We start from the raw sequence: 14161 nt of genomic DNA on the forward strand, positions 1-14161 counted from the left end.
ACCCCAGCGAGGGTGCGAACCGGACAGCTCGGACGAGGGTCCGGCCAAAGGCCGGTTCCGGGCGACGCGGAGAGGCACGAGGTTGACCGACGGGCCGACGTCCTAGGTCGGGGGCGCTCTTTCGGGGAAGATCTGGCCCGGGGCCCAGGCGGCCCCGCATTTCACCCGAGCGACCGCGGCAGGACGGGAAGAGTCGAATCCATGCAGGTGTGGCCGGGACAGGCGTACCCGCTCGGTGCCACGTACGACGGCGCCGGGACCAATTTCGCGGTCTTCTCGGAGGCCGCCCACCGAATCGAGTTGTGCCTGCTGCACGACGACGGTTCCGAGACGGCGGTGGAGCTGAGGGAGACCGACGCGTTCGTCCGGCACGCGTACCTGCCCGGGGTGATGCCCGGTCAGCGCTACGGCTTCCGCGTGCACGGCCCGTACGAGCCGGAGCGTGGCGTCCGGTGCAACTCCGCCAAGCTGCTCCTCGACCCGTACGCCCGTGCGGTGTCCGGGCGGATCAAGTGGGGCGAGGCGGTGTACGGCTATCCGTTCGGGAGGCCGGACGCGCGCAACGACCTCGACTCCGCCCCGCACACCATGACCTCGGTCGTGGTGAACCCGTACTTCGACTGGGGCGACGACCGGCGCCCCCGTACGGACTACCACCGCACGGTGATCTACGAGGCCCATGTGAAGGGCCTGACGATGCTCCATCCGGGGCTCCCGAAGGAGCTGCGCGGCACGTACGCCGGGCTGGCGCATCCGGAGATCATCGCCCATCTGACGGAGCTGGGCGTCACGGCGATCGAGCTGATGCCGGTGCACCAGTTCGTTCAGGACCACCGGCTGGCGGACGCGGGGCTCGCCAACTACTGGGGCTACAACACGATCGGCTTCTTCGCCCCGCACAACGCCTACGCCTCCTGGGGCGACCGGGGCGAGCAGGTCCTGGAGTTCAAGCAGGCCGTGCGCGCCCTGCACCAGGCGGGCATCGAGGTCATCCTGGACGTGGTCTACAACCACACCGCCGAGGGCAACCACCTCGGGCCCACGCTCTCGTTCCGGGGCCTGGACAACGCCTCGTACTACCGGCTGACCGACGACCAGCGGTACTACATGGACACCACGGGCACCGGGAACTCGCTGCTCATGCGGTCGCCGCACGTGCTCCAGATGATCATGGACTCGTTGCGGTACTGGGTGACCGAGATGCATGTGGACGGCTTCCGCTTCGACCTGGCGGCCACGCTGGCCCGGCAGTTCCACGAGGTGGACCGGCTGTCGTCGTTCTTCGACCTGGTGCAGCAGGACCCGGTCGTCAGCCAGGTCAAGCTGATCGCCGAGCCGTGGGACGTGGGCGAGGGCGGCTACCAGGTGGGGAACTTCCCGCCGCTGTGGACCGAGTGGAACGGGAAGTACCGGGACACGGTCCGCGACCTGTGGCGCGGCGAGCCCCGGACGCTGGCCGAGTTCGCCGGGCGGCTGACCGGCTCGTCCGACCTGTACCAGGACGACGGGCGGCGCCCGCTGGCCTCGATCAACTTCACCACCTGCCACGACGGCTTCACGCTGCACGACCTGGTCTCGTACAACGACAAGCACAACGAGGCCAACGGCGAGGGCAACCGGGACGGCGAGAGCCACAACCGGTCCTGGAACTGCGGCGCCGAGGGCGAGACGGACCGGCCCGAGGTGCTGGAGCTGCGCGAGCGCCAGATGCGCAACTTCATCGCCACGCTGATGCTGTCGCAGGGCGTGCCGATGCTCAGCCACGGCGACGAGTTCGGGCGTACCCAGCGGGGCAACAACAACGCCTACTGCCAGGACAACGAGCTGTCGTGGGTGCACTGGCCGGAGCCCGCCGCCGCGGTGGGCGCGGACGGCGAGGACGAGGACGACGGGCCGGACGGCGGGCCCCAGGACATGAGCCTGCTGGAGTTCACCCGGGCGATGGTGTGGCTGCGCCGCGACCACCCGGTCTTCCGCCGCCGCAGGTTCTTCCACGGCCGCCCGGTGGAGGGCACGCACGACGAGCTCTCCGACATCGCCTGGTTCACGCCCGAGGGCCAGGAGATGACGCAGCGGGACTGGCAGGCCGCCCACGCCAAGGCCCTGACCGTCTTCCTGAACGGGCACGCCATCTCGGAGCCGGGGCCGCGCGGGGAGCGGATCTCCGACGACTCGTTCCTGCTGATGTTCAACGCGAGCGCCGAGACCCTGGAATTCGCCGTGCCCGTCAACCACGGCCGGCAGTGGCACGCCGTCGTGGACACCGCGCGCCCGGCCGGGGTGCTGCCCGGGGCCGGGCCGAAGGTGGCGGCGGGCGACCGGGTGACGCTGGTGGGCCGGAGCATGGTGGTGCTGCAACGACCGGCCTGACCGGTCGCACGGGCCCGCCCGTGTCACCCCGTCGCGCCCCGGGGCCTGTCCGCCGGACAGGCCCTTGTCCCGGGCGGGGTGACACAGGCGGGCCCGATGTGGGTACGAAGATCCCATGACGCCTACCGCCACGTACCGTCTCCAGCTCCAGCCGGAGTTCCCGTTCCGCGCCGCCGAGGACGCCGTGCCGTACCTCGCCTCGCTCGGCGTCTCCCATCTGCATCTCTCGCCGGTCCTGGAAGCGGTGCCGGGCTCCCGGCACGGCTACGACGTCACCGACCACGGCCGGGTACGCGACGAGCTGGGCGGTGAGGAGGGGCTGCGACGGCTCGCGCGCACCGCGCGGGAGCACGGGCTCGGCCTGGTCCTGGACATCGTGCCCAACCACATGGCGGCCGACCCCGTCCACAACCACGCCCTGCGCGAGGTGCTGCGCGAGGGCCCGGACTCCCCGTACGCCCGCTGGTTCGACATCGACTGGGCGGCCGGTGACGGGCGGATGCTGCTGCCCGTCCTGGGTGGCCGCCTCGGCGACGAGATGGAGCGGATGCGGGTCGACGGCGAGGTGCTGCGCTACGGCGAGCAGGAGTTCCCGCTCCGGGAAGGCACCGCCGGCCTCCCGCTCGCCGAACTGCTGGACGCCCAGCACTACCGGCTCGGCTGGTGGCGGCTGGCCCGCACCGAGCTGAACTACCGTCGGTTCTTCACCATCTCGGACCTGATCGGGGTGCGGGTGGAGGACCCGGAGGTCTTCGCCGCCACCCACGGCAAGATCCTCGAACTGGTCCGGGACGGGGTGGTCGACGGCCTGCGGATCGACCACCCGGACGGTCTCGCCGACCCGGCCGGCTATCTGGAACGGCTCTCCGAGGAGAGCGGCGGGGTGTGGACGGTGGTGGAGAAGATCCTCACCGGCTCCGAGCCGCTGCCGGCCGGCTGGCCCGTCGCCGGGACCACCGGCTACGACGCGCTGTACCGGATCGACGGCCTCTTCACCGACCCCCAGGGCGCCGCCGAGCTGCTGGGCCACTACCGCGAGGCCGCGTCCCCGGCCGGCGACCGGGGCGGCTACTGGACGGCGACCGTGCGCCGGGCCGCCTATCGCGTCGTCAGCCACGAGCTGGCGGCGGAGACCGAGCTGCTGACCCGCCTCGCCTCCCGGATCTGCGCCGGGGACCCCGCACTGCGCGACCACGCCCCCTGGGCCCTGCGCACCGCCATCCGCGAACTGCTGGTCCGCGTTCCGGTCTACCGCCCGTACGTGACGGCGGGCGGCCCCTGCTCCGAAGCGGCCGGGGCGACGCTCGACGCGACGACGGTGAGCGACGCCAAGGCGGTGTTCGCGGTACGCGAGGAGGCGTCGGCGGTCGACGTGGTGCGGGACCTGGCGCTCGGGCGGCTCGGCGGCGGACCGGACCGGGCGGCGTTCTGCGCCCGGTTCGCGCAGACGTCGTCCGCGCTGCGGGCGAAGGCGGTCGAGGACACCGCGTACTACCGCTACCTGCCGTTGATCTCGGCGAACGAGGTGGGCGGCGACCCGGGCCACCCGGCGGTCGAGCCGGAGGACTTCCACGCCTTCTGCACCCGGCTCGCCCGCGACTGGCCCGCCACCGGGACGGCGCTGACGACGCATGACACGAAGCGCAGCGCGGACGTGCGGGCGGGCATCGCGGTGCTGTCGCAGTGCCCGGGGCGCTGGGCGGGTCTGGTCGCGGGGCTCGGGCGGTCCGCCCAGGCCGCGCCCGATCCGCAACTGGCCTGGCAGGCGTGGCAGACGGCGGTCGGCTGCGCGGGGATTCCGGCCGGTGAGCGGGCGGCGCGGCTGGAGCCGGCGCTGCTGAAGGCGGTGCGCGAGTCGGGCCTCTTCACGAGCTGGACGGAGCCCGATCCGGTCTACGAGCGGATGGCGTCGGACTTCGTCGCCGCCGGGCCCGCCGCGGACACCGGTCCCGTGCGGTCCCTGGTGGAGGAGTTCGCCGCCCCGCTCGCCGCCCATGTGCGGGCGCAGTCGCTGGGCGCGGCCCTGGTGCACCTGACGATGCCCGGTGTGCCGGACCTCTACCAGGGCACCGAGCGCACCTATCTGGCGCTGGTCGACCCGGACAACCGGCGGCCGTTCACGGAGCCGTCGCCGGACGCGCCCGCCGACGAGAAGGCGGAGCTGACCCGGGTCGCGCTGCGGCTGCGGCGCGAGCGGGCCGCGGTGTTCGGCGAGTCCGGCACGTACGCCCCGCTGCGCGCCTCGGGTCCGGCGGCCTCGCACTGCGTGGCCTTCTGCCGGTCCGGCGAGGTCGTCACGGCGGTGACCCGGCTGTCGCTGCGGCTCGCGGAGTCGGGCGGCTGGCGCGGGACGCGGCTGCCCCTGCCCGACGAGGGCGTGTGGCGGGATCTCCTCACGCCGGGCCGGGAGTTCACCGGGGGCACGGTGGAGGTGGCGGAGCTGTTCGCGGACCGGCCGGTGGCATTGCTGGTACGGGGCTGAGGCTCAGCCCGGCCGGACGAGCAGCGAGCGCGGGCCCCGGGTGAGCAGGCCCGTGGCGGCCGGGCGGAAGCCCTCCGCCCAGCGGAGCCGGGGCATCGCGCCGAGCAGGGCGCGCAGCCCCTGTTCGGCCTCCAGGCGGCTGAGCGCCACGGCCGGGCAGCCCGCCGGGCCGGTCAGCGTGCGGTCCTGGTCCGGGCGGAACGGGTCGAACGTGTCCGGGGCCGCGAACCGCCCGGGGTCCCGCGCGGCCGCCCCGACGAGGCAGGCGACGGGTGCCCGGGCGGGGAGGGTGCCGCCGCTGAGGGCGACCTCGGCGACCGTGCGGCGCAGGACGACCTGGACCGGCGGGTCGCGGCGCAGCGTCTCGGTCCAGGCCCGGCCGGTGAGCGCGGGTTCGATGCGCAGGGCGGCCAGCAGGTCGGGGTCGTCCAGCAGGTTGGCGAGGAGCGAGGCGAGCACGGTCCGGCGCAGGGCGGTGTCCTGGGCGCAGGGCCCGTCACCGGCCGGTGCGGCGGGCAGCCAGCGGCAGAACTCCTCGACGAGGTCGGCCCGGGAGGAGCGGGCGATCCGCAGGGCGAGCACATGGGCGGTGCGCTCCACGCGCTCGGCGAGCCCGTCCGGGACGGTGCCGGTCACCACGGTGTAGCGGTCGGCGGGCAGGCAGCGCGGGCTGCCGTGGCACAGGCCGAGCGGGGCGGGCCCGCCCCGGGGCGCCCCGTCCTGCGGGAAGCCGGTGAACCGGGGGTCGGTGAGGGCGGTGGTCACGTCGTCGTACCGGCTGACCAGCCAGGCGCCGAGGGGCGCGTCGTAGCTGAGCGGGTACTGCTCGCGCAGCATCCGGTAGAAGCGGTACGGGTCCCGGGCGGCGCCGCGCGCGAGGAGGCTGGGACCGGTGCGGGCCCGGCCGGTCCTGCGGGACCTGGGCCGGGTGGCGTGGGCGTGCGGCTCGGGCGAGGCGGTCGGGGCGGGTATGTCTCGGGGTGCGTCTGCCTGCATGGCGTTTCCCCCGGGCGAGTCGGTACGCCGGTGGACGGCGCGGTCCCTCTCAGGGCATCACCTGAACGGTCGCCTCGCAGTCGGCGCGCGGCCGTCCGGGTGACGCGGGGGACGGGTCGCCGGTGCTCCGGGCTTCGGCCAGCAGGGCGGTGAACGCGGCGGCCGCGCCGGTCAGCGGGACGCGCGAGAACACGGCGAGCTCGCGCCGCCAGGCCGGGTCCACGGTGAGCAGGGCGCAGTCCTCGCCGACCGCGCCCCGGACGACGTGGGCGGGCGCGGTGGCGACGCCGACCCCGGCCGCCGCCATGCGCACCGCCGTCGAGGTGTGCTCGGTGCGCACCGCCGTACGGGGGCGGAACCCTGCCCGGGCGCAGGCCAGGTCGATGAAGGGCGTCCCGTCCACGAGCGGTTCCATGGCGCAGCGCACCCAGAAGCGGTCGGCGAGCTCCTGGAGGCGGACCGACGCCCGCCCTGCGAGGGGGTCGTCGAAGGGCACGACGAGGACGATGTCCTCCGCGCCGACGGGGACGACCGGGCCGCTCCAGCGGGCGGGCGGCGGTCCGACGGCCAGGTCGGCGGTGCCCCGTTCGATCTGGTCCTCCAGCGCCTCGGTGGTGGCGTACTCGTGCAGGATGAGGGCGACGCCGGGGTGGGCGGTCCGCCAGCGGGCGAAGACGTCGGGGAGGATGCCGACGGCGATGGCGTGGACGGTGGCGATGTGGAGTTCCCCGCCCTGCGCACCGGCGGCGGCGCGCGCGGCGCGGCGGGCCTGGGCGGCGCTGCGCACGGAGCGTTCGGCGTGCGGCAGGAAGGCCCGGCCCATCGCGGTCAGCCGCACCCCGCGCGGCAGCCGTTCGAGCAGGGGCCCGCCGACGGCCCGCTCCAGGGCCTTGATCTGGTGGGAGAGCGCGGACTGGGTGACGTGGAGCCGCTCGGCGGCCCGGGTGAAGGACGCCTCCTCGACCACGGTGAGGAAGTACTCCATCTGCCGCAGGCTCATCGCGCCCTCTTCCCATGAGCTCCGTGCATGGAAACCACAGAAACATTGCCTTGGACTCATGGCAAGGACCGGGCGGAGGGTGGGAGCCATGACACAGGATCAGCGGGTGGGGGAAGCGGACGTCGTCGTCATCGGCGGGGGGACCGGCGGCTATTCGACGGCGCTGCGGGCGGCCGGGCTCGGCCTGAGCGTGGTGCTCGCGGAGCGCGACAAGGTGGGCGGGACCTGTCTGCACCGGGGCTGCGTCCCGAGCAAGGCGATGCTGCACGCGGCCGAACTGGTCGACGGCATCGCGGAGGCGCGGGAGCGATGGGGCGTGAAGGCGGTCCTCGATTCGGTCGACTGGCCGGAGCTCGTCGCCACCCGCGACGACATCGTGGCCCGCAACCACCGGGGCGTGCAGGCGCACTTGGCGCACGCCCGGGTCGAAGTGGTGGCGGGGAGCGCGCGGTTGACCGGGCCGCGCACGGTGCGGATCGAGGGGTACGGGGAGGTGGCCGCCCGGCGCGGCATCGTGCTGGCGACCGGCTCCCGGCCCCGGGCCCTGCCGGGCCTGGCGGCGGACGGGCGGCGGGTGGTGACCAGTGACGACGCCCTGTTCGCGCCCGGTCTGCCGGAGTCGGTGCTGGTGCTGGGCGGCGGCGCGATCGGGGTGGAGTACGCCTCGTTGCATCGTTCGATGGGGGCGCGGGTGACCCTGGTGGAGGCGGCGGACCGGCTGGTTCCGCTGGAGGACGCGGAGGTGTCCCGCCATCTGGCCCGGGGGCTCACGAAGCGGGGCATCGACGTGCGGACCGGGACGCGGCTGCTGGAGGCGGTGGTCCTGGACGACGGCGTGCGGGCCACGCTGCGCGCCCCGCGCGGGGAGACCAGGACCGTCGAGGCGGAGCGGCTGCTGGTGGCCGTGGGTCGGGTCCCGGTGACGGACGGGCTCGGGCTCGCCGCCGCCGGGCTGACCACCGATGAGCGGGGGTACGTGGCACCGGCGGACTGGTCGCGGCTGGAGACCCCGGTGCCGGGCATCCACGTGGTCGGCGATCTGCTGCCGCCGCCGTCCCTCGGGCTCGCCCACGCCTCGTTCGCGGAGGGGCTGCTGGCCGCGGAGGCCCTGGCGGGGCTCCGTACGACGGCGGTGGACTACGACGCGGTGCCCCGGGTCACGTACTCGGCACCGCAGACGGCGGCGGTGGGGCTGTCCGAGGCGGCGGCACGCGCGGCGGGCCACGACGTCGTGGTCAACACCATGCCGCTGACCGCCGTCGCCAAGGGCATGGTGCACGGGCAGGGCGGCATGGTGAAGGTGGTCGCGGAGCGGGACGGACGGGTGCTCGGCGTGCATCTGGTCGGTCCGCACGTCTCGGAGATGATCGCCGAGTCCCAGCTGATCGTCGGCTGGGAGGCCGAGCCCTTCGACGTGGCCCGGCACATCCACCCGCACCCGACGCTCTCCGAGGCGGTCGGCGAATCGTTCCTCACCCTGGCGGGCCGGGGGCTGCACCAACAGGCGTGAGCGCGGCCCGGTCCGGCTACGCGGGCGGCCGGAGCGTCGGTGCGGAGAGGCGGAACATCATGCGGCCGAAGCTCACCTGGTCCCCCTCGCGCACCGGGACCGTGCCGGTGACGCGCTGTCCGTTGACGCAGGTGCCGTTGGTCGAGCCGAGGTCCCGCAGCAGCCAACTGCCCCCGTGGGCGGTCAGCTCCGCGTGCATCCGGGAGACGGTCTCGTGGGTGAGGCGCAGTCCGTTGCCCGGATCGCGGCCGATGAGCAGGGGGTGCGGACTGGGGGCGGGCAGCAGCAGCTTGGGCAGCCGCTCCGCCCGCCAGGCCCGGCGGACCCGCTCGGGAAAGCCGGAGATCCCGCCGACGGCGCGCAGCAGCTGCCGCGACCAACGGCCTTCGCGCTCCAGGTCCTTGGTGAGCGCTTCCAGCTCCTCGGGGCGGCTGGTCGTCAGCGCCACCTCCATGCGCCGCATGAAGGTGTCCTGGGAGAGCTTGCCCTGCGCCGCGCCCTCCCTGAGCACACCGAGAACACGGTCGCGCTGCGCGTCGGACAGGCGCGCGGTGGGCGTGTGGTACTCGAACGGGGACGTCACGGCTCGATTGTCGGTCGGACGGCCCCGGGGTGTCCAGAAGAACCCCGCTTTCCGGCACCTCTGACCTGCACCGGATAACCAGGGGCGGCCCGTGCGGAACGTTGCTAGGGTCGGCCGCTGCCGTCCGGAGAACGCCGTGACGCACCCTTTCATCTTTGGAGCTCAGTGCCCGACGCACCGCTTGACCTGACCATCCGTCCGCTGACCGGCCCCGAGGAGCTGAAACTCTTCCTCGAACTCCCCTACGTCCTCGACCACGAGCTGGCCGACGACCTCGACACGGGCCGCCGGCGCCCGGAATGGATGTGGGTGGCGCTGCGCGGCGACCGGGTGGTGGCCCGGATCGCCTGGTGGAGCAGGGACGGCGCGGCCCCGCTGCTGCTCGACTTCTTCGACCTGGACGACACGCTGCCCCTCGCCGAGCGCGAGGAGGCCGGGCTGCGGCTGGTCGAGGAGGCCACCGCGGCCGTCGTCCCCGCCGGTGCGCCGCGCCCCGAGTACGGACGGTTCGTACCGCCCGACTGGCGTGAGGACCCGGCGGTCCGCGAGGCCGTCGACGCCCGGGTCCGGGTCATGGAGCGCACCGGGGCCCGGATGCTCGTGGAGCGCCTGCGGCTGGAGTGGCGCGCGGGGACTCCGGTGCCTGCCGCGAGCGGGCGGCTGCGGTTCCGGCCGGTGGCGGGGCGCGAGGACCTGCTCGCACTGATGACGCCGGTGATGGAGGGCACCCTCGACGCGCACGGACAGGCGGACCTGGCCTCCGGGCTGACGCCGCGCCAGGCCGCCGAGAAGCATTACGACGAGGAGCTGGCCGGGTACGCGACGCCCCGGGAGTGGTGGCGTGTCGCGGAGCTCCCGGACGGCGAGCCGGTCGGCTTCGTGATCCCGGCCCGCAACGACTACAACCCGATCATCGCGTACATCGGGGTGCTGCCCGCCCACCGCGGCCACGGCTACATCGACGACATCCTCGCCGAGGGGACGCGGATACTGGCCGCGCAGGACGGTGTGGAGCGCATCCGGGCGGCGACGGACCTGGGCAACGTGCCGATGGCGAAGGCGTTCGCCCGGCTGGGCTACGTCAACTTCGAGCGCGCCTTCGACATGGTGTGGGACGACTGACGGGCGCCTCGCCTCCGTAGCACCATGGGCCGGGGCGACCGGGCCCGGGAGCGAGGGAGTGCTGCATGTTGTTCGAGGTATGGGCACCCGATGCGGGGTCGGCCGCGCTGCGGCTGGCGGGCGAACTGCGGCCCATGGAGCCCGATCCGGACCGGCCCGGCTGGTGGACGGCCGAGGCGGAGGCCGTGGACGGCGACCGCTACGGCTTCGCCCTCGACGGGGGTCCGGTGCGCCCCGACCCCCGCTCGCGCCGCCAGCCGGACGGCCCCGACGGCGAGTCGGCGGTGGTCGACCACGACGCGTACGCCTGGCGGTCCGAGTGGGCGGGGCGGGAGCTGCCCGGCGCGGTCCTCTACGAACTGCACGTCGGCACCTTCACCGCCGACGGCACGTTCGACGCGGCGGCGGCCCGGCTCGGCCATCTCGCGGAGCTGGGCGTCACCCATGTGTCGCTGATGCCGGTGTGCCCGTTCCCGGGGGTGCACGGCTGGGGGTACGAGGGGGTGTCGCTGTGGGCCGTCCACGAACCGTACGGCGGGCCCGAGGGGCTGAAGCGCTTTGTCGACACGGCGCACGGTCTCGGGCTCGCCGTCGTCCTCGACGTCGTCCACAACCACCTCGGCCCGTCCGGGAACTACCTTCCCGCGTTCGGCCCGTACTTCACCGAGACGCACCACACCCCGTGGGGCGCGGCGGTCAACCTGGACGCGCCGGGCTCCGACGAGGTGCGGGCGTATCTGCTGGGCAGCGCGCTCGCCTGGCTGCGGGACTACCGGCTCGACGGGCTGCGGCTCGACGCGGTGCACGCCCTGGCCGACACCCGGGCGCTGACGTTCCTGGAGGAGCTGTCCGCCGGGGCCGACGCGCTCGCCGCCGAGCTGGGGCGCCCGCTGCCGCTGATCGCGGAGTCCGATCTGTGCGATCCGTGCACCACGACCCCGCGCGAGGAGGGCGGGCTCGGGCTGCACGCGCAGTGGAACGACGACTTCCACCACTGCCTGCACACCGCGCTCACCGGTGAGTCGCAGGGCTACTACGCGGACTTCGCCGCCGCCCCGCTGGCCGGGCTCGCCAAGACGATGACGAGCGCCTTCTTCCACAACGGCACGTACTCCAGCTTCCGGGGCCGTACGCACGGCCGTCCGGTGGACGTCACCCGCAGCGCCGCCCACCGCTTCGTCGGCTACGCCCAGACCCACGACCAGATCGGCAACCGGGCGCTCGGCGACCGGCTCGCCGCCTCCCTCTCCCCCGGGCTGCTGGCCTGCGCGGCGGCGCTCGTGCTGACCGGCCCCTTCACGCCGATGCTGTTCATGGGCGAGGAGTGGGGCGCCCGCACGCCGTGGCAGTTCTTCACCGACCACACGGACCCGGAGCTGGCGGAGGCCGTACGGACGGGCAGACGGCGGGAGTTCGGGGCGCACGGCTGGGCGGAGGAGGACATCCCGGACCCGCAGGACCCGGCCACCCGGGCCCGCTCCTGCCTGGACTGGGACGAGCTCCGCCACGAGCCGCACGCCCGGCTGTACGCCTGGTACCGCGAGCTGATCGCCCTGCGCCGCACCCTGCCGGACCTGCGCGACCCGGACCTGGCGAGCGTGAAGGCGGCGTACGACGACGGGGCGCGGTGGCTCGCGGTGCGCCGGGGCGACCTGCGGATCGCGGTCAACCTCCAAGCGGAGCCGGCCGCGATCCCGCTGGGCAACGGGCGGCACCGGGGCGGACCCGGCCGGGTCCTCGCGGCGTGGCTGCCCGTGGACCCGCCGGGCCCGGACGGGATGCTGCACCTGCCGCCGGAGTCCTGCGTGGTCCTCGCGGACGACTGACCGGCCCTACTCCACGATCGCGAGTTCGCGGGCGGTGGCGTTCAGCCGGCGCCCGCCGTCCTCGGTGACAGTCACGATGTCCTCGATGCGGACGCCGAACCGGCCCGGCAGGTAGATGCCGGGCTCCACCGAGAAGCACATGCCGGGCACGAGCGGCTGCTCCTCGCCCTCGATCATGTACGGCGGTTCGTGGGTGGTGACGCCGATGCCGTGGCCGGTCCGGTGGATGAAGCGTTCCCCGTAGCCGAACTCGGTGATGACGGCACGGGCGGCCCGGTCGATCTCCTGGCAGGCGACGCCGGGGCGCACCGCCGCGCAGCCCGCCTGCTGCGCCTCGCGCACGATGTCGTGGACCCGCTGCTCCTCGGCGGTGGGCTCGCCCACGTGGACGGTACGGGAGGTGTCGGAGCCGTAGCCGTGCTTGAGGCCGCCGAAGTCGAGGACGACCATGTCGCCCTGCTCGATGGTGCGGTCACCGGCCTCGTGGTGCGGGTTGGCGCCGTTGGGCCCGGAGCCGACGACGGTGAAGTCGACCTGGGAGTGTCCGTGTTCGGTGAGCAGCCGGGCCAGGTCGGCGGCGACGTCGGTCTCCTTCCGGCCGGAGAAGCGGACCTTCAGGATCTCCTCGTACGCGGCGTCGGCGGCGGCGCCCGCGGCGGCGAGCCGTTCCAGCTCGTGGGCGTCCTTCACCGCGCGCAGCATCGGGAGCGCCTGGGTGAGCGAGGCGTACGAGCTGTCGGGCAGCCGCTGCTGGAGGCCGAGCAGGTGCATCGCCCAGGCGTTGTCGCTGATCCCGAACCGGCCGCGCGCGTCGAGCAGCGGGGCGGTGACCTCGTACGGGTCCTTGCCGTCCGTCCAGTCGCGCAGGGTCAGGGCCGGGGCGCCGACGGCCTTCGCCGCGTCCGGCGCCTCCAGCGTCGGCACGACGAGCACGGGCTCGCGGCCGGCCGCGAGGACGAGGAGGGTGAGGCGTTCGGTGATCGCGGTCGGCTGGTACCCCGTCAGGTACACCAGGTCGGGGCCGGGCGCGACGAGGACCCCGGCGAGCCCGGCCGCGGCGGCGCTCTCGGCGGCCCGTGCCATCCTGGCCCGGTAGTCGTCGGCAGTGAACGGCGCGGGCTGGTTCGTGGACATGCGGGCCTCCTGAGGGCACGGAACGGCCCTCCCATCCTGCCCGCCCGCCGGTGCGCGCGCGAGCGGGTCACCGGACGACGAGGTCGGCCCGGTCCCGTCCGGCCGCGACGAGCCGCGCGTTGGCCTCGTCGGACCGCGCCACCCAGCGCTCGGCCTCGGCCCGGTCCTTCCCGTACCGCACATGCCGCGCGACGAGCCGGGGCACGCGCACCGCGTCCTCCGGGTCCAGGTACCAGGCCGCGTCCAGCAGCCGGCGCACCGGGGCCCAGGGCCCTTCCGCGTACAGCAGGTAGTTGCCCTCGGTGATGACGAGCGGGACGTCGGGCGGCACGGGGATCGCCCCGGCGACGGGTTCCTCCAGGGACCTGTCGAAGGCGGGGGCGTAGACGACGGTGCCGGGCTCGGGGGCGCGCAGCCGGCGCAGGAGGGCGACGTACCCGGCCGCGTCGAAGGTGTCGGGCGCGCCCTTGCGGCCGGTCCGGCCGAGGCGTTCCAGCTCCGCCTGGGCCAGGTGGAAGCCGTCCATGGGCACGAGGACGGCGAGCGGCCCGAGCGCGTCGGCGATCCGCGCGGCCAGGGTCGACTTGCCGGCTCCGGGCGGCCCGGCGATGCCGAGGACGCGCCGTCGCCCCGGGCGGGCGAGCCGGTGCGCGCGGGCGGTGAGGTCGGGGAGGTCCATGCGGATAGTGTCGCGTCCGGGGCCGACGCCCCCTCCCTCCGACCTCGCCCCGAGGAGTCTCATGGCCCACATCGCCCTGGTCACGCTGGTCGTCCGCGACTACGACGAGGCCCTTTCCTTCTACACCGGCGCCCTCGGCTTCGAGCTGGTCGAGGACACCGACCGGGGCGACGGCTCGCGCTGGGTGGTGGTGCGGCCGCGCGGCGGCGCGGGCACGGGGCTGCTGCTGGCCCGTGCCAAGGACGAGGCGCAGGCGGCGAGCGTCGGGGCGCAGACCGGCGGCCGGGTCGGCTTCTTCCTGCACACCGAGGACTTCGCGGCCGACCACGCCCGCATGACGGCGGCCGGGGTCCGCTTCCTGGAGGAGCCGCGCCACGAGACGTACGGCTCGGTCGCGGTCTTCGAGGACCTGTACGGCAACCGCTGGGACCTGCTCCAGCCGGCGTGACCCGGGCAGCC

General features: G+C 74.5%; 11 protein-coding genes. 6 read left to right on the plus strand and 5 right to left on the minus strand.

Annotated elements, in window-relative coordinates; all coding sequences use genetic code 11:
• Positions 1-201: 201 nt before the first annotated feature.
• Together glgX and treY are read left to right on the plus strand one after the other, a co-directional pair.
• The gene (glgX, locus tag AB0L33_RS20090; protein WP_365683197.1) at positions 202-2370 is read left to right on the plus strand and encodes a glycogen debranching protein GlgX; all 2169 of its coding nucleotides are present in this window, start codon (positions 202-204) and stop codon (positions 2368-2370) included.
• Between the two features lie 115 nt (positions 2371-2485).
• A complete protein-coding gene (gene treY, locus AB0L33_RS20095) occupies positions 2486-4852 on the plus strand; it encodes a malto-oligosyltrehalose synthase (RefSeq protein WP_365683199.1) in 2367 nt (788 codons plus the stop codon).
• A 3-nt stretch (positions 4853-4855) separates the two neighbouring features.
• Here the strand turns inward: treY and AB0L33_RS20100 are convergent, their stop codons facing one another.
• Entirely contained in the window at positions 4856-5848 is a 993-nt protein-coding gene (locus AB0L33_RS20100; RefSeq protein WP_365683201.1) for a cytochrome P450, read from the minus strand.
• 49 nt (positions 5849-5897) lie between these two features.
• On the minus strand, positions 5898-6848 hold the full coding sequence (locus tag AB0L33_RS20105) for a LysR family transcriptional regulator (RefSeq protein ID WP_365683203.1): 951 nt from the start codon (positions 6846-6848) through the stop codon (positions 5898-5900).
• An 88-nt stretch (positions 6849-6936) separates the two neighbouring features.
• Here AB0L33_RS20105 and lpdA point away from each other — a divergent pair, with 88 nt between their 5' ends.
• Positions 6937-8358: a dihydrolipoyl dehydrogenase gene (lpdA, locus tag AB0L33_RS20110; RefSeq protein WP_365683206.1), complete on the plus strand. Its 1422-nt coding sequence runs from the start codon at positions 6937-6939 to the stop codon at positions 8356-8358.
• A gap of 16 nt (positions 8359-8374) precedes the next feature.
• Here lpdA and AB0L33_RS20115 read toward each other — a convergent pair whose 3' ends face one another.
• Positions 8375-8941: a DUF1707 and FHA domain-containing protein gene (locus AB0L33_RS20115; RefSeq protein ID WP_365683208.1), complete on the minus strand. Its 567-nt coding sequence runs from the start codon at positions 8939-8941 to the stop codon at positions 8375-8377.
• 165 nt (positions 8942-9106) lie between these two features.
• Between AB0L33_RS20115 and AB0L33_RS20120 the strand changes: the two genes are divergently transcribed.
• Together AB0L33_RS20120 and treZ are read left to right on the plus strand one after the other, a co-directional pair.
• Positions 9107-10063: a GNAT family N-acetyltransferase gene (locus AB0L33_RS20120; RefSeq protein WP_365683209.1), complete on the plus strand. Its 957-nt coding sequence runs from the start codon at positions 9107-9109 to the stop codon at positions 10061-10063.
• A gap of 65 nt (positions 10064-10128) precedes the next feature.
• Positions 10129-11889 carry a malto-oligosyltrehalose trehalohydrolase gene (gene treZ, locus AB0L33_RS20125; RefSeq protein ID WP_365683211.1) on the plus strand — a complete coding sequence of 587 codons (1761 nt, stop codon included), beginning with the start codon at positions 10129-10131 and terminating at the stop codon, positions 11887-11889.
• Positions 11890-11895: 6 nt separating this feature from the next.
• Here treZ and AB0L33_RS20130 read toward each other — a convergent pair whose 3' ends face one another.
• Both AB0L33_RS20130 and AB0L33_RS20135 read right to left on the minus strand, forming a co-directional pair.
• Entirely contained in the window at positions 11896-13023 is a 1128-nt protein-coding gene (locus AB0L33_RS20130) for an aminopeptidase P family protein (protein ID WP_365683213.1), read from the minus strand.
• Between the two features lie 67 nt (positions 13024-13090).
• Positions 13091-13702, minus strand: coding sequence for a nucleoside/nucleotide kinase family protein (locus tag AB0L33_RS20135; protein WP_365683215.1), 612 nt, complete (start codon positions 13700-13702; stop codon positions 13091-13093).
• A 61-nt stretch (positions 13703-13763) separates the two neighbouring features.
• Between AB0L33_RS20135 and AB0L33_RS20140 the strand changes: the two genes are divergently transcribed.
• A complete protein-coding gene (locus tag AB0L33_RS20140) occupies positions 13764-14150 on the plus strand; it encodes a VOC family protein (RefSeq protein WP_365683216.1) in 387 nt (128 codons plus the stop codon).
• Positions 14151-14161: the final 11 nt, after the last annotated feature.

This window comes from Streptomyces sp. NPDC052299, assembly GCF_040679335.1.
Classification (GTDB): Bacteria; Actinomycetota; Actinomycetes; order Streptomycetales; family Streptomycetaceae; genus Streptomyces.

Bases quoted from the DNA above. Each gene is read 5' to 3' on its own strand.
- AB0L33_RS20100 (WP_365683201.1), bottom strand. From the start codon at position 5,848: ATGCAGGCAGACGCACCCCGAGACATACCCGCCCCGACCGCCTCGCCC.
- AB0L33_RS20130 (WP_365683213.1), bottom strand. From the start codon at position 13,023: ATGTCCACGAACCAGCCCGCGCCGTTCACTGCCGACGACTACCGGGCC.
- treZ (WP_365683211.1), top strand. From the start codon at position 10,129: ATGTTGTTCGAGGTATGGGCACCCGATGCGGGGTCGGCCGCGCTGCGG.
- AB0L33_RS20135 (WP_365683215.1), bottom strand. From the start codon at position 13,702: ATGGACCTCCCCGACCTCACCGCCCGCGCGCACCGGCTCGCCCGCCCG.
- AB0L33_RS20140 (WP_365683216.1), top strand. From the start codon at position 13,764: ATGGCCCACATCGCCCTGGTCACGCTGGTCGTCCGCGACTACGACGAG.
- treY (WP_365683199.1), top strand. From the start codon at position 2,486: ATGACGCCTACCGCCACGTACCGTCTCCAGCTCCAGCCGGAGTTCCCG.
- glgX (WP_365683197.1), top strand. From the start codon at position 202: ATGCAGGTGTGGCCGGGACAGGCGTACCCGCTCGGTGCCACGTACGAC.
- lpdA (WP_365683206.1), top strand. From the start codon at position 6,937: ATGACACAGGATCAGCGGGTGGGGGAAGCGGACGTCGTCGTCATCGGC.
- AB0L33_RS20105 (WP_365683203.1), bottom strand. From the start codon at position 6,848: ATGAGCCTGCGGCAGATGGAGTACTTCCTCACCGTGGTCGAGGAGGCG.